Raw genomic sequence first — 19,170 nt, 5'->3', positions numbered from 1 at the left:
CCCCGGAAGGGGAGAACGATTACGGGATATTTTTTAGTTAATAACTTACTTTTATTAGTTTGTTTCCGTGTCGGCTCCCTTCCCTTCGGGAAGTCCCGAAGCTTCGGGAGGGGATGGGATGATTTTCACCCCATTATAAAGCTTCCCTTCCGCCGAAACGATATACGCTTCGTCTGAATTTAAACCAGATAATACTTCTACTTGATTGCCATAGATTCTTCCCAATCGCAACCAACGCAATAAGGCGGTGTTTGTCTGGCTTACTGTATAAACACCAGAGAGTTGGCCATTAGTTACCAGCGCTTCGGTTGGTATTAAAATGATTTCGGTGTTCGATTGTCTTTCCACTGGAAATTGAACAGTAACGAACATTCCTGAAAGAATATCAGCTTCTGTTTGATCTAAATTGATCTTTACTAAATATTGTCCGCCTGTATTTTTGGCAGAGGTGCTGACTTCTGAAACTTTTCCTTTTAAGGTTTTGTTTATGGACTTCACCAAAACGTCAACTTCCGAATTCTTTTTGATTTGCGAAATTTCTGTTTCAGGTACCATGGCCATGACTTCAAAATTACCTGGACTTTCTATGCTGATCAATGGCACCCCTGGATTTGCCATAGCGCCAGATTGAATGTTTTTACTGGTCACAATTCCGCTAAAAGGTGCGGTGATATTGCTATAGGCAAATTGGGCATTAATTTCGTTTTTCATTTGATTGGCAGATTCCAAACGGGCTTTGGCCATTTCAAAATTAGCGGTCATATCATCCAATTCCTTTTGAGACGCACTGTTGTCTGCAAACAAGCTTTGGAAGCGATTGTAATCTTTTTTTGCATTATTGAAAGCCGCAGTGGCCTCTGTAATCCCGGCGTTTACCTGCGCTCTTTTAGCTTGTAAGTCAGCGTTATTGATAGATACCAAGAGTTGTCCTTTGGTGACTTTATCCCCAACATTCACGTTGACGCTATTCACATATCCCATCATTCTGGTGCTTAACTCAGCACTGTTTGAGGCTTGAATTTTACCGCTTACACTTAAAAACGGACTGTTGCTATTTGATTCTAAAGCATTGACTTTTACAGAAATTGCTGGCGAATTATCTGCGGCCATTTTTTTGTCTTCGTTGCCACAACTTGCTAAAAATAAAGAGGCGGTGGTTAAGGTGAATAAGTAGATATATTTTTTCATTTTAATTGCTTTTTGGTTCCTATCCCTAACCCTTTCCAAAGGAAAAGGCACTGTTATGTTTAGGGTTCTTGTTTTTTCCCTTTAGGAAAGATTAATAAGATGTTTTTTTATGTTAAACTTTAGTTTAGACCTTGAGGGATAAGCCAGCTTATCCGCAAACTTGCTAATTCCCCCTTCGGGGGTCAGGGGGCTAAAAATTGTAAATAAGCCTGCGCATAGTTATACTCGAAAATGGTTTGATAATATTCCAATTGCTTTTGAGAGTATTGGGTTTCGGCTGTTAATAAATCGGATGTTTTTTCGAGACCTTCTTGAAATCTGTTGGTTCTAATTCTCAAAGATTCTTCAGATTGTTCGAGCGCTAGAGAAGTAAGTTTCAACTTGTTTTCTGCGTCAAGAAAAGAGCGTTTCGCTTTATTCAAATCTAAAGTACTTTGCGAGACATATTGCTTGTATTCCAATTTTGATTTTTCAAATTCCGCTCTACTTTTTTGCGCTTTTCCGAATCGTTTGGAACCTTGAAAAATATCCCAGCTCAATTGTGCTCCAAACAAATAGCCATTTGCATCTCCTTGGAACATTTTATCGTCATATAACTCATAACTTCCAAAAGCGTTGAGACGTGGTAGAAATGCCATTTTATCAGCTTTGTTCATTGCTTCGTATGCGTTTGTAGCCAATTGCATTGCTCTGATATCTGATCGGTTTTCAGAAATAGTCTTATCCTCCATAGTTATAGTAGAAATTGTTAAGCTGTCTGTTGGCATATAAGCCACATAAGTATCATCACTCATTAAAAAGGAAAGATAGTTAGACGCATTCTGGACATTGCTTTTTGCCATTTGCAATTGATTTTGCACTTCGGTGACGCGCACTTCTACATTTAGCACATCGGCACGTTGCAAATAGCCTTGCTTAAAACTATTGTCAGCTAATCTTTTGTTAGCGTTAGATGCTTTTAATGCTTGCTCTAATACATCCACGCCTTTGTAAGCCAATTGTAATTGCATGTAAGCTTTTTCTACTTCAAACGCTAGATAGTCGGTTGTTCTTTCCGTTTTCAAAGCCATAGCATCCATTTTTGATTTGGCTGCTTTGCGCTGGAAAATCCCATCTACATTGATTAAGGGTTGCTGAATTTCAAATTTGGTCGCGTAATTCTCAATTTGCGACGGGTTGTTTAATAGCGCCGGATTGAAATCATTCTGCGTTAATATTTCTTGGTTCAGTTTTGAGCCAAAAGCCATTAACGGATTGGTAGTGGCAATACCAGTATGACTTGCTGTGATATTTGGTAAAAAAACAGCATTGGTTTGTCTGTAATCAGCTCTGGCGGCAATAAATTCCTGTTCAGATATTTTTAGTGAGGTATTATCTTGGCTTACCCTGTTTAAAACTTCAGACTTTGTAATAGGGACTAGTTCTTGTGCTTGGATGCTTCCAACCAAACCAAGAAAACCCAGAATTAATATTATAAAGTTGTTTTTCATTTTTATAATCATTTATGAGACAAAAGTACTTTGGATAAAAGTCTTGGTCAGTAACCAATGTTACACTAAAAAAAAACACTCTTAAGAAAGAGTGTTTTCAACATTAACAACCAAACTACTGACAATCACATCAGTTTATTTTTCTCGTGCCTCCATGTCCTCCAGCCACAATGACCATTATTTTAATACTTAAATAAATGAACTTAAAAAATTGGATGATAGGATTCATCATTTTAAATCTTTGATATTTTGAGATACGTTGTGTCATAGTGTTCTTTTTAAAAATATTTAAACTGATAATTTTGCTTTAAAGCATACTGAATACTGCGACTGAAAACTTATTTTATTCAGGAATCAACCACCAAAAAGGGCGCATTTTTGCTTTATAGATAAAGGCATGGTGTAAAGCCAATTTTAACCAATGGCCCGCTAGCCCAATTTCTCCAAAGGTTTTGCCTAATTTTCGGCCTTGTGTTTCTGGATATTTTTCGTAGTCAGGTACAATTGGATATGTGGTGATGCTAACACCACTTCCTGTGGTCATGCCGAAGCCTGCAGAAGCAATGCATGCTGCGCCCATATTTCCCATAGATCCTTTATGGCTTAAAGATTCTTGACCGTTTTTGATGGTGTCTATAATGTTTTCGGCCACAAGTTTTGCGGTAATACCTGAAGGCATTCCAGTACGCGGTGGTGCAGGGAAAATCTCTGTTCCGTTTTTGCTTTTTCTTGGTTTGGAAATACTGTGGGGAGGAGCGAACGCTATTCCGGGTGCGAAAATGTTTTTGTAAGTCGGATTTTGATAGGTTTCTGGCCAATCTTGCACAGACCATTCTTCGTATGGTTTTGGTGTATAATTGGCATCGACAATCATAAATCCTTTGAAGAGCTTTTCTGTAATGTCGTTTTCGTTTTTATTAAAGGCTTTAAAACCATGACCAGAAAACGAGGGGATAAGCATGGCAAAATCATAGAGTTCTGATTTCTGTTCGCCTTCTAAATTCTCATAATGCGCTACACCATCTTCAATTTTATTGACACCAGCACCCAGGATCCATTTGATATCGCGATCTTCAAAAATCATTTCAATCATTTCGTGAGATTTCATGGTCATGCTGCCGTAACTCAGCAACATGCCATCCATTCCGAAATCACCTAATTGGTATTCGTTGGAAATCCAAGTCACTTCAGCCATGTCACGCACCTTATGTTTGCGCAGTTCTTCTTCCACATTTAAAATGTACTCAAAAGCAGCCCCTTGACAGGTAGCTTTGGCATGGCCTGTGCCAATCAGAATTCTCGCTTTTTTGCCCTGTTTCATCTGCTCAATCAATGCCTTTAAACCTTCCCAAGCGTGATCTGCATGGGTATAGGTGCACACTGAGTAGGTTTTGTTTTTACCGGGAATTAAACCTTCAGTAGCCTCAAAATTAAGTTTGGGTCCTGTGGCGTTAATTAAATAATCGTAGGTGATTTTTTCTTGTTGGCCCTTCTGTTCGCCAAATACATATTCAGCTAAAACATAAGGTTTTTGTTCATTTTGATCGCCTTCAGGATAAAACGAAACTGCTTTAGCCTGTTTATAACCAATGTGCTTCCTTTTGTATAAAGGTGCTAATGGGAATAGAATTTTTTCAGATTTCATTCTGCCAATGCCAACCCAGATATTCGATGGAATCCATTGGTAATTACTATTAGGCGACACTACTACAACTTCATGTTCTTTAGGCAGCTTTCTGCGTAAATGAGATGCTGCTACGTGACCTGATATTCCTGCGCCTAAGACAACTATTTTAGCCATGACTTTATTTTTTAATGAAGGTAAGTCTGTTTTTTATAGTGGAGCGTAACATGAGTTACATAAGGGTTAACTTGTTTTTTTATAGCTCCATACCGCTAAACCATTCATGACCAATGCATAAAGTAATGTTTTTAAGACCTGCGGAAGAATATCCATAAATCCAGAGCCTTTGAGCATGACCATGCGCATGACTTCTACAAAGTATTTGATGGGATTGAACTCAGTGACAATTTGCGCCCATTGTGGCATACTCTCAATAGGCGTGAATAAGCCACTCATTAAAATGAAAATAACCGTAAAAAACCAAGCGATAAACATGGCCTGTTGCTGTGTGTCCGTAAAATTTGAGATAAACAAACCAATCCCCAAAACCACTAAAATATATATGGAGGTGTAGAAATACATGAGCGGTAAGCTGCCAATCATGGGGACGTTGAAAACGAGTTTCGCTATGATCAACCCGATAGTCAATAGCGCCATCCCAATGACCCAAAAAGGAAAGAGCTTTCCAATGATGAACTGGCTTTTCTTTATAGGTGTCACATTGATTTGCTCGAGGGTGCCAATTTCTTTCTCACGTACAATATTCATTCCTGAAAGAAACAGCGTGATCATTGTAACCAGCAACACCAAAATCCCGGGCACCATAAAGGTTTTATAATTTAAGGTTTCGTTGTACCAGAATAGGGGAATCGTGTCAATACTTAGGGGCTGAATAACCTGGTCAGAAGGCTGTAACAAATCAACCTTCAAATGTTGGTTAAAACCCTGAATAATCTGATTAACGTAAACATTTTCCACTCCTGCTGCTGCCCCATCAATCGCATTGATGGTAACCCCTAAAGGGTTGTGTTTCTCATTTTGTAAATCGCGCTCAAAGTAACGCGGAATCTCTAAAACCACATCAACTTCGCCCCTCAGCATTGCTGAACTTGCCAAGCCTTCCGAAGGAAAATGGGTAAGCACATCAAAATAAGTGAAGGCACTGAATTTTTCAACCAATGCTCTAGATGTCGAGGTATGATCATGATCAATATAGGCAAATTTGATATTCTTAACTTCGAAAGTGGCTGCGTTTGATAAAATAATAAGTTGGAGTAGTGGCAGCACAAAAATGATGGGAAGCATGCCTTTATTTCTAAAGATTTGCTTGAACTCTTTTTGGATGATATAGCCGATTATTTTCATATTTTTAAAGGAATAAAGAATATAGAGTAGAGAATAAAGATGCTCTATAACGATGTTGATCTTTTGTCTTTTTTCTATTCTCTATTGTCTATTTTCTCTTTTCTCTTTTCCGTTTTTTACTCCAACCTAATTTTATATTTCTTCACACTCAATGCAATGAAGAACACCGTCATTCCCAATAATATCACTGTTTCTTTCCATAGATATTCCAATCCAACACCTTTGAGCATTATTCCTTTGATGATGATGATAAACCATTTTGCCGGAATGATATGGCTAATAATTTGGAGTGGCATTGGCATGCTCGAAATCGGGAAAATAAATCCAGACAATAATATAACGGGTAGCATGAGCCCCATAAGTGAAATCATCATGGCCGTTTGTTGTGTTGCTGAAATGGTTGAGATCAATATGCCCAATGCCAAAGCGCTTATGATGAACAGAATGCTTTCTAAAGCCAATAAAAACAAGCTGCCTTGAATTGGCATTTTGAATACAAAAATGCTTAACAGTACAATCACTACAGCATTGATAATGGACAGAAAAATATAGGGAAACACTTTTCCTATAATGACCTGAAACGGTTTTAAAGGCGATACCAATAAAATTTCCATGGTGCCCAATTCTTTTTCTCTTGTGATGGAAATGGAGGTCATCATTGCAGAAACCAACATCAAAATAATGGTCATGACCCCTGGAACAAACATATACACGCTTTTTAATTCCGGATTATATACCATGCGTGTTTGCGGCACGATTTGATAAGCAATTGTGATGTCCTTATTCAGTTGTTTTTGGTACTGCTGAAGGATGGCGTTGACATAATTGCTAATGGTGTTTGCCGTATTTGGGTCTGTGGCATCTGTGATTATTTGAATGGTTGCTTTGCGGTCTTTGATCAGGTTTTTACTGAAATCCTTTTCAAAATTCAAAACGGCTTTCACATGCCCTTTTTGAAACACAGAAGCGATGTCTGCTTCACGTTCAATCATTTGCTTGATGCTGAAATATTTTGAAGCTGCTATTTTATTGATGATTTCTTTGGTGGTAGCATCTTTTGAATGGTCTAAAATGGCGATGTCCACATTATTGATTTCATTGGTAATGGCAAAACCGAACAGTAAAATTTGGGCAATGGGCATTCCGAAGAGAATAAACAAGGAGCGCTTATCCCTAAAAATGTGGTAGAATTCTTTTTTTATTAAAACCTATGAATCTTTTCTATCCTAAGTCCCTGCGAAGGCAGGGAGCTCTGTTTTTAATTGTTAAAATTTTCTGTTTCCTGCAGATCTCGATTTCTTTCCCGCAGATCACGCTTTTTTTCCCGCAGATCACGCGGATTTTCGCAGATTTTTTTCCGATGATTACTGTTTATTTTTGTAATCTTTTTTCTGCGTGTATCTGCGAAATCTGCGGGACATTTTTTTTCATTTCCCGCTGATCAGGAGATTGGCTCAAATTTTTTCCCCATGATTACTGTTGATTTTCGTATTCTTTTTTCTGCTTGCATCTGCGAAATCTGCGGGACATTTTTTTTCTTTCCCGCAGATCTCGCAGATTGGCGCAGATTTTTTTTTCCTATGGTTACTGTTGATTTTCGTATTCTTCTTTCTGCGTGTATCTGCGGAATCTGCGGGACTTTTTTCCCCAGACATTTTTACAATCCATTCACTTTCCTGAAAATGCCTTTTTCGATATTATCTACATTGAAATTCACGAGAATTCCTAATTTCAAATTAGATAGTTTTAAATATGTCAAAACTTGTTTGTGATGCACTTCCGCTAAATTTTCAACCGATTTTATCTCAACAACTACTTTTTCATTTACTAGTAAATCCAATCTAAATCCTAATTCTAATTTAGTGCCTTCATAAAATACAGGCAATGGCACTTGGTTTTTTACCTCCAATCCTTGTTTTCGTAATTCGAAACTCAAGACCGTTTCATAAACTGATTCCAGTAAACCTGGACCCAATTCGTTGTAAATCTTAAAAATCGCACCTCTAATTAAATATGAAATATCGTTTTCTGTTTTTTGTTCCATAATTTTAGATTTTATTTTTTTCCCGCAGATCTCGCTTTTTTTCCCGCAGATCTCGCGGATAACCGCAGATTTTATTGGGTGTTCTTCCGCGTAAATCTGCGCCATCTGCGGGAAACCTTTTCATCCTCTCGCCAATTTCAAAAACACATCATTCATATTTGTAACTTTAAACTGCTCTTTTAATTTTTTAGGCGTATCCAATGCTTCAATTTTCCCGTTGACCATAATGGAAACCCGATCACAATATTCGGCTTCATCCATATAATGTGTGGTTACAAAAACGGTAGTGCCCTGATGCGATGCTTTGTAAATCATTTCCCAGAATTGACGCCTGGTAATTGAATCCACACCACCTGTGGGCTCATCTAAAAACACGATTTTTGGGTCGTGCAACAACGCCACCGAAAAGGATAGTTTCTGTTTCCAGCCTAGAGGTAAGGAGCCTACTAATTTGGTAGCGACGTTCTCCAAACCCAACTCTTCAATCAGCGCCTCCGATTTTTCTTTGATGCGTTTTCTCGTCAATCCGTAAATGCCACCAAAAAAAGTGATGTTCTCTTTAACGGTTAAGTCATCGTACAAGGCAAACTTCTGACTCATGTACCCAATTGTTTTTTTTGATGTCTTCTGCATGTGTAAACACATCAAATCCTGCGACATTGGCCTTTCCAGACGTTGGTTTGGAAATGCCAATCAACATTTTCATCGCTGTGGTTTTTCCTGCGCCGTTAGCTCCTAAAAACCCGAAGATTTCGCCTTTTTTAACATCAAAAGTGATGGCATCTACGGCTGTAAAATCCCCAAACATTTTGGTTAATCCTTCTACGTGTATGACGTTGTTGTTTATCATCTTTAGTTAAACCTACACGGTTTTTAAAACCTTGCAGGTTATTTTGCCAATTCCATAAAGGTGTCTTCAATAGTAGCTACCGTTGGTTCAATTTCAATGGCCGAAAGATTGTTCGATTCTAAATACTGAAGCAATTCTTTGGGGTTGAAATCTGTTCTACGGTCAGTGTAATGCACATATTCTCCAAAAGGATACACGCTGTGGTTATGTTCATAGTCATTTAAACTTTTAATGAGCTGATACATATTATTGGCCTTAACATTGTAAATTGCCTTTGGATAATGCCTTACAATAGCTTCAGGCGTATCGATTTCCAGTATTTTGCCATCTTGAATCAATGCGATACGATCACACAAAGCAGCTTCATCCATATAAGGTGTGGACACCAAAATGGTAATGCCTTTTAGTTGGAGACGTTTTAGCATTTCCCAGAATTCCTTTCTCGAAACTGGATCAACACCAGTGGTTGGTTCATCTAAAAACAACACCTTTGGTTTATGGATTAAAGCACAGCATAGCGCTAGTTTTTGCTTCATTCCGCCAGAAAGTTTACCAGCTCTACGGTCTTTAAAAGGTTCAATCTGAACATAGATGTCCTTGATCAAGTCATAATTTTCTTCAACCGTGGTTCCAAAAATAGTGGCGAAAAAATTCAAATTTTCGGCCACTGTTAAATCCTGATACAATGAAAATTTCCCAGGCATATAACCCACACTTTTTCTGATGTTTTTATATTCGACAACCACATCAAAACCAGCCACCGTTGCTGTACCCTCATTGGCAATCAATAAAGTGGTCAAAATCCTAAAAAGCGTCGTTTTGCCTGCACCATCAGGACCAATAAGTCCAAAGAGTTCTCCTGCCTCTACTTCAAAGGAAATATCCTTTAAAGCGTTTACTTTTTTATAGGATTTACTGATATGGCTGATGGAGATGCTCATATCATGTTAATTTTGGATACTCACTTTTATGTCCATAGTGATTTTTGAAGTAATGGAGTTTGAAATCAAACATGCCTTTTCTGACTTTTCTATGACGCGTTCTACACGTTCCCGTTGTGACTCGTCTGTGATGACGACTTCAGGAAACAACAACACTTCACTGATGACGAACTTGCCATCTACTTTCTCCAAAATGCCTTTAGAACCGCATTTGAAACTGACGAATTCGATTTTTGAATTTTCGGCGATTGCCAAAAACGTGGTCATTAAACAACTGGCAACTGCAGCCGTAAATAAATGTTCTGGAGACCAAATATGTGGCATTCCTCCTGGAAATTCTGGCGGTGTTGCCACTTCTATGCAGTTGGTCTCCTGGGTGTCTTTATGTTCTAATTCTGGGGAGCACATCATCCCTTTTCGGGCTTCGGTCCAACTGATATCAACGTTATAACTATGTTTATCCATGGTGATTTGTTTTAAATATTATTTGAAATAGGTGTTGTACCCATTGATGTTTTCTTTAATGCTTTGTTTGATTTTTGCAGCATCTTCAACCGTTTTTGTTTCAGATAGCGCTTCAATTTTATCCATTAAAGGCAAGAGCCAGATGTGCAAATTATCATGTGAAGCACCTTGCATCGTGCAGTTTTTTACCACATTATTCTTGTCATCATTTAGCTGTTCTGCTAATTTGTGATAGGCATCCAATGTGTTTGTTATTTGTGATTGGATGGTGTTTTGCATTTTTTGCACACCTTCATTTGTTGGTGCATCGGCTTGCCATTTGTTACCGTTGTTCATTACGATTTCGTTCGTCCAAGCATTTTGATACACGTTGGAAACTTCGTCGCTATGATCGTTGTTCTGTTCATTTGTAGCTTCTACAGATGGTTTGGCGGCTTCTGTTGTTGTGTTTGTTTCTTCATTTTTGCCGTCTTTGCAGCCTACTAAAGCCAATAGGCCCAGTGTGATAATTACATGTTTCATTGTTTCTGATTTTAGTTATTATTATTATTATTATTATTATTATTATTATTATTTAAATTGGTTATCCATAATTCTGCCGGCATGCCAATTTTTAGACTTCCGTCGTTAGTGACGTCCACTTTTACGGCATATACTAACGCGACACGTTCTTCTTTGGTTTGAATTATTTTTGGGGTGAATTCGGCTTCCGAAGCGATCCAGCTAATTGTGCCTTTGTACGATTTCATAGCATCGGCATCATCAATTTTAACGCTTACGTCTTGACCTATTTTAATGTTGGCCAATTGTGTTTCACTGATGTAAACCCGCAATTGCATGGTATTGAGATTGGCAATTTTATAAAGTGGTTTTCCAAAGGCAGTGATTTCGGTTGGTTCTGAATATTTAGTCAAAACAGTTCCGGTTACTGGATTAATGATTTTGCTTTTTTGGATTTGATCATCGATTTGTTTTAACTGAGCATCAATACTCTTCAATTCGTTAACTACAGGCGCATTCTGGATTTCAACACTGCGGATTTGGTTTTTAATGACATCAATTTCGCCTTGCACATTGTCCAATTGCTGTTGTGTTCCTGCGTTGTCTTTTATGAGGTTTTCAGTCCGCGTTTTATTGGTGTTGGCTGTTTTTAATTTGGCTTCCAGCACATTAATTTGAGACAATACACCTTTGGATTTAGAACTGATGACTGACTTTGAAACTTCTAATTGCTCACGCTTTAGCCCTAAGGGAATGGTGTCGATATACCCTATGATTTGATTTTTTTCTAGTTGATCGCCCTCATTGACATCAAATTGGATCAATTTTCCGTTATTCTCGGCAGAAACGGTTACTTCTGTAGCTTCAAAATTTCCGTAGCCATCTGCTTTATCGTTGCCGTTCCCGCAGGATAACAAGCTCAAAGCTAGAATGCTTATTCCTAATATATAGTTGTGGTTTGTCATGATTATCTTTCTTGTTTTTGTCCCGCAGATCTCGCAGATTTTCGCAGATTCTATTTTGAATTATTTCTGCGTCGATCTGCGTAAGCCGCGGGAAATTCTCTTTTTGTGTCCCGCAGATCTCGCAGATTCACGCAGACTATTTTTAATTCATTCTGCATTTATCTGCGTCTATCTGCGTCATCTGCGGGAAACTTTTTATTGTCCTTTAATGACATTATAATTTGCTTTTGCCAGCTGTAGCTGTGTTTTATGTGTGACCAAGGTATTTTCATCCTCATATAAATTTGTGAGTTCCGTAATGTAGGCCGATGCGGTGATGACGCCGTTTTTCAATTGCGAATCAGCTGATTTTAGGACTTCTTTTCGCAAGTCAATAATCTCCAAATCTGAAGTAATAAAGCTTTCAATTTTAGCGATTTCCTGTTGTTGCTGATTCAGCTCAATACCGGTATTCAGTTTGAATAATTCGGTTTCTGTATCGACGATATCTTTAGTAATGGACAAAGATTCACGTTGTTTTTTGTTGGAATTCCAGTCGAAAACATTCCAATTCAATTTGATGCCGACTGTATAAAAGGGTTGAAAGGAATTATCCAACATATTCAACCCTGGATTGCCATAGCCACCGGTCGCAAATCCCAATAACTTGGGTGCATTTTGTTTGGCGATTAAAGCTTCATTGCTTTCAATTTCGTTTTTTTTAAGTTGAAATAATTGGAGTTCAGGTCGGTTTAAGTTGGTGTTTAACTGATTTTCTAACAACGGATTTTCAAAGCTCGTGTAATCGCCCAAAGATTTTCCGATGATGCTCGATAGCGTTTCTATCAAGGAAGCCTTATTGCTCTCAACTTCGCTAAATTGCTGATGGAGTTTCAACAATTCAGCTTCTAAAACCTTATCCGATGTTGGTAAAAGCACACCATATTTGATACCTGATTGTACCTCACCTAATTTTACTTGTAGTAGCTCCTTTTTCGCCGCTAATAATAGTTGCGTTTCCTGCGATAATAATATTGAAAAATACAGTTGGTTGATGTTTTGTTTTAACTGATAGAGATTGACCTCTACTTGTTTTTGCTGTGTTTTCAATTGGGCAGCTCTTACCATTATTGATGCATCTGTCGCCCCAGCATTATAAATAAGTTGATTGACTGATAGGGTTGCGCGATATTGGTCGTTGTTTAAAGCTTCTATGTTGGTGTTGGGAATAGGAATTTCAATCACATCAGACTGATAAGTGGCTTGTGCATCCACACTGAACTGTGGCAATTTAGAATTTGAAATAATGGCTTTATCTAACTTGCTCTGTGCTTCAAAAAGTTGCGATTGTTTTGCTAATGGGTAATTAGTGGTGGCCAGTTCATAGCATTCCTCCAAGCTTATATTCTGCTGTCCTAACATTGGAACGCTAGCAAATACTATTAAAATGAAGGTAAATCGTTTCATCTTAGTGCGGTTTTATGGAATTAATGATAAAATTGGCGACTTCTGTTTTTCGGCTTTCTACGAATGTTTTATAATCCTGTTCATCTTTATTGGTAAACGCTTTGATCAATGGTTTCCCTAAAAAAGGAAAAATGTTGAGTGCAATGATGTTGACGAACAATTGATCAGCATCAATGGGGTTTAGAAGTCCGTCGTTGATTTCAGCATCCACTTGTGCTTTGAATTTATCGAGATTGGGGAAACCCGTATTCTCTTTTAGTTTCACAATGAAATCTTCGTTTCTGTTTAGCTCTTGAATAATAAAATTTGGTAAATACGGATGCTTCATCATAAAAGTGGTATAGTCAACCGTAAAGTTTTTGATCTTATCTTCAATTGAAGATTCATCATTCAAAATGATATTCAATTGAGGCGCCAACAACGAAAAAGCCTGATTGAACACGGCTTCAAACAGCAGTTGTTTGCTTCTGAAATAATAGTGAAGCATGGCTTTATTGATGCCCGCTTCATCGGCTATATGCTGCATGCGGGCGCCATCCATACCTTTGGTTTGAAATACGGTTTTTGCTGCAACCAATATTTGTTCTTCTGTATTTTCGTCCTTCGTTTTCGCCATTGTTAACTGTATAGTTTAACCATTTGGTTAACAAATGTACAAAAAATACTCGAACAAGTGTCCTATTTGAGTAGTTTTTAAACTCGTATTTTAAATTATACGATCATTTCATTCATCTCTTATCAGTTTGACAGCGATCAATCAATTAGAGCGGAAACCAAGATATTTATCGCAAAACAAAACACCGTTTACATTTCCTGTTTTCAGTATCGACATGGCATCAAAACCCAGTCTTCCAAAAATTCCTGCAACGGTGTTTCTTACTAAAGCTTGGGTTCCATAAAGTCAAAAATAAATATGGAGGTTCGTTTGCTTACCACCATCGATGACCATTCCTCAATTAATGCCTCTCAACATGGTTGCTAATGCAATTCCAAAAAGTAAGGCCGATAACAAATAATCTTGGAATAAGATGCGGTTCTTTTTATTATTTTTGCTCGTCATCAGCGACCACTTCAACAAGGTGTTCTCAAATGCTGTATTTTTATCTTTTATACGTATCGTCAACCATGGATAACATTATAAATCACCTTATAGAAGAATTTCAGCTCCCACTACACAATCCCGTTTTAATTTTTTCATTGATTCTCTTCATTATATTATTGGCGCCTATAGTGCTGCACAGAATACGGATTCCAGGAATTATTGGATTGATTGTGTCCGGAATTATAATAGGCCCGGCGGGTTTGAATATTTTGGAAAAAAGTTTGTTTGTGGATGTTTTTTCTACCATCGGACTGCTATATATCATGTTTATAGCAGGCTTAGAGTTGGATTTAAACGAATTTAAGGCGACAAGAAATAAAAGCCTCATGTTTGGGTTTTTAACCTTTGCTATTCCAATTAGTATAGGGTTTCCAGTGTGTTATTATGTGTTGGGGTTTGAATTTAATGCAAGTCTGCTAACGTCAAGTATGTTCGCAACGCACACCTTGGTAACATATCCAATAGTGAGCAAATTGGGGGTTTCAAAAAACGTAGCAGTGGCTGTAACAGTTGGGGGTACCATTTTAACAGATACTGCAGTACTTATTTTATTGGCAATTATATTGGGCTCTCATGATGGCGGGCTTACCACTGAGTTTTGGGTCCATTTGGGAATATCTTTGGTACTATTTTCTGCCTTTATGTTTTTGGTAATTCCTAAAATCGCAAAATGGTTTTTCTAAAAAACTAGGAAAGTGAGAAGCATTCGCACTATATTTTTGTGCTCTCTGTAGTGTTTTTCTCTGCGTTTTTAGCGGAATTGGCAGGTTTGGAATCGATTATTGGTGCCTTCGTTGCTGGCTTGGCGCTTAATAAACTTATTCCACATTCGTCGGCGCTGATGAACCGGATTGAATTTATTGGCAATTCATTATTCATTCCCTTTTTTCTTATCAGTGTGGGCATGATTGTCGATGTCAGTGTAATTTTGAGCGGACCAATGGCTCTTATTATTGCGGGGACATTAACGCTTGTAGCTGTTTTTAGTAAGTGGACCGCAGCATTTTTTACACAGATAATTTTCAAGTTTTCTAAAGGTCAACGAAAATTAATTTTTGGTTTAAGTAGTGCACATGCTGCCGCAACTTTGGCAGTCATATTAGTGGGTTATAAAGCGGGAATTTTGGACGCCAATATTCTAAATGGAACTGTAGTGCTTATTCTTGTAACCTGTATCATCGCTTCTTTTGCTACTGAAAGTGCAGCGAAAGAGATCATCCGTAATTCTAACGAGGATGACCATCTACAGCTTACTTCCAAAACTAACAACGAAACCATTCTTATCCCAATTGCCAATTTGATAAATATTGAAAAAGTTTTGGACTTTGCAGTCTTGATCAAAGAGAAAAAATCGAATAATCCACTTTCCATTTTGACTGTAGTTCCTAATACAGATGAAGCAGAAAAAACCATTGTCAAAGCTAAAGAAGGGCTGGAAAGTTATCTCAAAGAAACGACAGCTTCTGACACCAACGCTACCATTATGGCGACTATTGACTATAATGCTGCTAGTGGCATTTCAAGAACCGCAAAAGAGATTATGGCCGATATTATTTTGTTGGGGTGGCCTCAAAAGACTGGGTTTTTGGATAAATTAATCGGTGATAAAATGGAAGGTATTTTACAAAATACAGAGAAAACGCTGTTTATTTGTGATTTTGAGATACCCCTTGTGAATCATAAAAAGTTAGTGTTGATCGTGCCTCCAAACGCTGAGTTTGAAGAAGGCTTTGCGATCTGGTTAAACAAAATCGCAAAATTATCATTGGAACTTTCCATACCTGTCCATTTAAATTGTGTCGAAGAAACGCATCAAGCCATATTGAAGTTTGCAAAAGATAATAAGGTGACCTTGACTGTAAATTATTTTTATTTTAATGATTGGGACAATTTCCTTGCGCTTTCCAATATGTTTGGTGACACTGATTGTATCGTTTTGGTATCGGCCCGAAGAGGCTATATTTCGCACTTTGGACAATTGGATAGAATACCCGTCAAACTTGAAAAATATTTTCCAAAATTAAGTAAAATGGTTATTTATCCGCAGTAATTTAGTGATAGGACTCAGTGCAATCCTATAGGTAAATGACATTTTTAATTTGCTGTAATTGAAGCGATAGTAACTATGGGCTGCTTTTTAATATGAATTTAACACAGCTAGGTAACAAAGGTTACACAGCGGCCGAATTCTTTCACTTATGTTTGCAACATTCTTGAAAACTAGAACTTACATAGCAGTCGTATTGACATTTATCTTTTTGGCAAAATTTGTTGCTATAGATGCCCATGGCTTAAAAACGCTCTTCAGTGCAACTGATACCGTTTTTGTGAATCCCTATTGTAAGAAGCAAGCTACTGTGGATGCCACAGAGACATCACAAAACTTTTCTCAACAAGATCATCATCAAGAACAGCTTATAATATTAAGCGGTCAATGTACTACGCCGTTTCATTTAGAGCTCTTTACTTGGGAAATCAATTATTCTGATCCTATTGCAGTTTTGGATGATCATGTACCATCACGCTTAAATTATCGCTACTTAGAAAGCGTTTCTCCACCGCCTCGTTTAGTCTAACCTCTATTAACGGACTCAATTTGAGAGCTCGCGAGTGTTCTTTAGCTCTAAAATTATAGCTAATAGGCTCGGGTAAGCTTCTAAAAACATCAAACAATCTCTTTTACATCTCAATAATGACGACAAAAATTTTAATCAGTCGCCGTTCCATACAGCTATTGCGCATCTTGGTAAGCGGTATATTTTTAGTAGCCGGCTTTAATCATTTGCTCAATGTAGAAAAAACCGCACAACGGATAGAGCAGGCCAACTTTGCGGGTTTCGCCAATTTTTTTGGCGAGCCGCAATGGCTCATCATCCTATCTGGTATCGTAATGTTGGTAGCGGGTTTTCTATTTCTTATTGGATATAAGACCAAATGGGCGGCAATAATATTGATGGCGGTGTTAATTCCCATCACTTTAACGGTTCAAGTAGGACAGATTACAACCCTTGGACCACTATTTAAAAACATTGCAATTTTAGGTGGACTTCTTTTTTTTATACTGAATGATACCAATAACCTTTTAAAATAAATCAAAATGAAAACATATCTTTTTAGTTCACTATTTTTAATGCTCACCTTGTTTAGTGCCACTAATCTTGAGGCACAACAAATGGACAGCAGCAAAAACAATTATGTGGTGCTTACCAAAAAAGTAGCACAATTACAACCTATAATCCTCACTGCAGAAGCACTTAAGACTGAAGAAGGTGATGCATTTGGTGACTTCCAGATCATCATCTGTGGTAAGGAGATTGGAGATATTACCGATTCCGAAAAAATGGGAGAGTTTATAAAAAAGGCCGAAAAAGCAGGGGTACAATTAGTGGCTTGTGGTTTTTCTCTCAATAAATTCAAAGTAGATAAGACGAAAATACCCAAGGAAATGATAACGGTTGAAAATGGCATTCTTTACAATTTCCAACTTCAGAAAAAAGGATATAAAAGCTTGAGCCTGTAACTATGAAAACAATTAATAGAAAAATTTTGCCAACTGTATCCATTTTAGGGATCTTGCTACTATCAGTTGCCTGTAAAACTGAAAAATCGGACGCCATGGCAAAAGACGCTACTTTAAAGGATACCTTGAGTATTACCATTTTACAAACTGCGGATATTCATGGACAGTTGGACCCGCATCCAGAACTGTTTTGGGAAGATGAAAAAATCGTCTTTAAAGAGCGGGGTGGTCTTGCAAACATTAAAACACTTTTTGATCAAGAACGCCAAAAAAATCCCGATAAAACCATCATTGTTGATGGGGGAGACCTCATACAAGGTAGTGGTTATGCCGCTTTATCTGAAGGTAAGGTGATGCAAGATGTAGTTAAGAACATGGGTTATGACGTCATTATTCCTGGAAACTGGGAAGTAGTTTATGGCAAGGAGATCATGATGAATGTGATGCAGGGATATGACACTCAAATAATTGCCCAGAACATGTATCATGAAAATAATGAGGAATCATTGTTTCCACCGTTTTGGGTTAAGGAAATTGAGGGCATTCGTATTGGTTTTGTGGGACTTAACGATCCTGATGTTCCAATCCGGCAAAACCCCATTTTCAGCAAGGGCATTGGTTTTAGCGGACTTGATGATAAATTAAAAAAAATAGTAGATGACATTAAAATCAATGAGAAAATAGATGTGCTTTTTCTGGTCACACATATTGGCATTTTTAAGCAATTAGAACTTGCCAATAATCCAATAGCCGAAAATGCAGATTATGTGCTTGGTAATGATACCCATGAAAGAGTCCGCGAACTCATACAAGGTAAATATGCCAAGGTTACTGAACCAGGCGCGTTTGGTTCTTTCGTTGGTAAACTGACACTCCATTTTGTAGAGGGCAAATTAGTAGGCGATGATTATGAGCTCATTGATGTGGATCCAAAAGTTTTTCCCGCAAATGAAGCTATACAAACTCTTGTGGATAAGGAAAAAGCGCCTTATAAAGATTATTTAGAAACCGTTGTGGGATACACAGAAACACCCATCTACCGATACTTGACTGTAGAAAACCCTATGGATAATATGATTACTGATGCGGCACGTTGGAAAACTGGAGCAGATATCTCAATTTCAAATGGTTTTCGTTTTGGTAACCCCATTGTTCCTGAAGATGGAAAACTTGCGCCCATTACAAGAGCAAACCTATGGAACTTGCTTCCTGTTAACGAAAAAGTTAAAACTGGAAAAGCTACAGGTAAACAGATAATAAACTGGTTGGAAAAAGAAATGCACAATGCTTTTGCCCAAAACCCAACCGAGCGCTTTGGTGGTTGGTTGGTCCGATTCTCAGGAATGAAAGTCAATTTTAATAGTCAAAATGATAGAGGGCAGCGTATTTCGGAGATTACAGTCAACGGTGAACCGATGAATGATGATCAATACTATACGGTGTCTGCTTGTGTGCGCCCAGGGGATCCCATCGATAATCTCTGTAGAATGCCTAATGTGAAAGACGTTGAGATTAAAGACTATACCATTCATGAAGTGGTTGAGGAATATCTCCAAAAAAATTCTCCCGTATCACCAGTTTTAGAAGGAAGAGCTTATTGTGATTACCTCGGTGTTTATTCCTTTTCAACCGTACCAGGAACAGATTATAAATTTCAGTAAAAATTAAA

General features: G+C 37.8%; 19 protein-coding genes and 2 pseudogenes. 6 read left to right on the top strand and 15 right to left on the bottom strand.

The annotated features are described in order from the left end of the window. Nucleotides 1–54 precede the first annotated feature (54 nt). From A9996_RS12640 to A9996_RS19910, 15 genes and pseudogenes are all read right to left on the bottom strand, one after another. Nucleotides 55–1,188 carry an efflux RND transporter periplasmic adaptor subunit gene (locus tag A9996_RS12640; RefSeq protein WP_066435493.1) on the bottom strand — a complete coding sequence of 378 codons (1,134 nt, stop codon included), beginning with the start codon at nt 1,186–1,188 and terminating at the stop codon, nt 55–57. A 182-nt stretch (nt 1,189–1,370) separates the two neighbouring features. Continuing rightward, nucleotides 1,371–2,678 carry a TolC family protein gene (locus A9996_RS12635; protein ID WP_066435491.1) on the bottom strand — a complete coding sequence of 436 codons (1,308 nt, stop codon included), beginning with the start codon at nt 2,676–2,678 and terminating at the stop codon, nt 1,371–1,373. Nucleotides 2,679–2,808: 130 nt separating this feature from the next. Beyond that, complete coding sequence (locus A9996_RS20130; RefSeq protein ID WP_169817258.1) at nt 2,809–2,946, bottom strand: hypothetical protein; 138 nt, start codon at nt 2,944–2,946, stop codon at nt 2,809–2,811. Between the two features lie 75 nt (nt 2,947–3,021). Beyond that, nucleotides 3,022–4,479 (bottom strand): NAD(P)/FAD-dependent oxidoreductase, encoded by a 1,458-nt coding sequence (locus A9996_RS12630; RefSeq protein WP_066435489.1) that lies wholly within the window; start codon nt 4,477–4,479, stop codon nt 3,022–3,024. A 66-nt stretch (nt 4,480–4,545) separates the two neighbouring features. Then, entirely contained in the window at nt 4,546–5,667 is a 1,122-nt protein-coding gene (locus A9996_RS12625) for an ABC transporter permease (RefSeq protein ID WP_066435486.1), read from the bottom strand. A 116-nt stretch (nt 5,668–5,783) separates the two neighbouring features. After that, nucleotides 5,784–6,879 (bottom strand): annotated as a pseudogene (locus A9996_RS12620) (ABC transporter permease). A 445-nt stretch (nt 6,880–7,324) separates the two neighbouring features. Beyond that, on the bottom strand, nt 7,325–7,711 hold the full coding sequence (locus A9996_RS12610; protein ID WP_066435573.1) for a GxxExxY protein: 387 nt from the start codon (nt 7,709–7,711) through the stop codon (nt 7,325–7,327). Nucleotides 7,712–7,831: 120 nt separating this feature from the next. Continuing rightward, nucleotides 7,832–8,519: pseudogene (locus A9996_RS12605) on the bottom strand (ABC transporter ATP-binding protein). Between the two features lie 80 nt (nt 8,520–8,599). Next, the gene (locus tag A9996_RS12595; RefSeq protein WP_066435465.1) at nt 8,600–9,502 is read right to left on the bottom strand and encodes an ABC transporter ATP-binding protein; all 903 of its coding nucleotides are present in this window, start codon (nt 9,500–9,502) and stop codon (nt 8,600–8,602) included. Between the two features lie 6 nt (nt 9,503–9,508). Beyond that, entirely contained in the window at nt 9,509–9,967 is a 459-nt protein-coding gene (locus A9996_RS12590) for an OsmC family protein (RefSeq protein WP_066435463.1), read from the bottom strand. Nucleotides 9,968–9,985: 18 nt separating this feature from the next. Beyond that, a complete protein-coding gene (locus A9996_RS12585; RefSeq protein ID WP_066435462.1) occupies nt 9,986–10,489 on the bottom strand; it encodes a hypothetical protein in 504 nt (167 codons plus the stop codon). An 11-nt stretch (nt 10,490–10,500) separates the two neighbouring features. Then, the gene (locus A9996_RS12580) at nt 10,501–11,433 is read right to left on the bottom strand and encodes an HlyD family secretion protein (RefSeq protein ID WP_066435461.1); all 933 of its coding nucleotides are present in this window, start codon (nt 11,431–11,433) and stop codon (nt 10,501–10,503) included. A 195-nt stretch (nt 11,434–11,628) separates the two neighbouring features. Then, nucleotides 11,629–12,879 carry a TolC family protein gene (locus A9996_RS12575; protein ID WP_066435459.1) on the bottom strand — a complete coding sequence of 417 codons (1,251 nt, stop codon included), beginning with the start codon at nt 12,877–12,879 and terminating at the stop codon, nt 11,629–11,631. A 1-nt stretch (nt 12,880) separates the two neighbouring features. Next, nucleotides 12,881–13,495: a TetR/AcrR family transcriptional regulator gene (locus tag A9996_RS12570; RefSeq protein ID WP_066435456.1), complete on the bottom strand. Its 615-nt coding sequence runs from the start codon at nt 13,493–13,495 to the stop codon at nt 12,881–12,883. 336 nt (nt 13,496–13,831) lie between these two features. Further along, entirely contained in the window at nt 13,832–14,002 is a 171-nt protein-coding gene (locus tag A9996_RS19910) for a hypothetical protein (protein ID WP_157487219.1), read from the bottom strand. 2 nt (nt 14,003–14,004) lie between these two features. On the opposite strand from A9996_RS19910, the gene A9996_RS20850 reads away from it, so the two are divergent. The 6 genes from A9996_RS20850 (at nt 14,005) to A9996_RS12545 (ending at nt 19,162) form a co-directional block, all read left to right on the top strand. After that, a complete protein-coding gene (locus tag A9996_RS20850; protein WP_282955927.1) occupies nt 14,005–14,664 on the top strand; it encodes a cation:proton antiporter in 660 nt (219 codons plus the stop codon). Nucleotides 14,665–14,702: 38 nt separating this feature from the next. Next, nucleotides 14,703–16,031, top strand: a complete 1,329-nt coding sequence (locus A9996_RS20600) for a cation:proton antiporter (protein WP_282955926.1) — start codon at nt 14,703–14,705, stop codon at nt 16,029–16,031. A gap of 148 nt (nt 16,032–16,179) precedes the next feature. After that, nucleotides 16,180–16,557: a hypothetical protein gene (locus A9996_RS12560; protein ID WP_083993951.1), complete on the top strand. Its 378-nt coding sequence runs from the start codon at nt 16,180–16,182 to the stop codon at nt 16,555–16,557. 116 nt (nt 16,558–16,673) lie between these two features. Then, nucleotides 16,674–17,072 carry a DoxX family protein gene (locus A9996_RS12555; RefSeq protein WP_066435455.1) on the top strand — a complete coding sequence of 133 codons (399 nt, stop codon included), beginning with the start codon at nt 16,674–16,676 and terminating at the stop codon, nt 17,070–17,072. Between the two features lie 6 nt (nt 17,073–17,078). Further along, entirely contained in the window at nt 17,079–17,501 is a 423-nt protein-coding gene (locus A9996_RS12550) for a DsrE family protein (RefSeq protein ID WP_066435453.1), read from the top strand. Between the two features lie 2 nt (nt 17,502–17,503). Beyond that, complete coding sequence (locus A9996_RS12545) at nt 17,504–19,162, top strand: bifunctional metallophosphatase/5'-nucleotidase (RefSeq protein WP_066435452.1); 1,659 nt, start codon at nt 17,504–17,506, stop codon at nt 19,160–19,162. Nucleotides 19,163–19,170 lie beyond the last annotated feature (8 nt).

This window comes from Gelidibacter algens, assembly GCF_001678675.1.
Taxonomy (GTDB): domain Bacteria; phylum Bacteroidota; class Bacteroidia; order Flavobacteriales; family Flavobacteriaceae; genus Gelidibacter; species Gelidibacter algens.
This window is presented reverse-complemented; position numbering and strand designations above follow the sequence as displayed.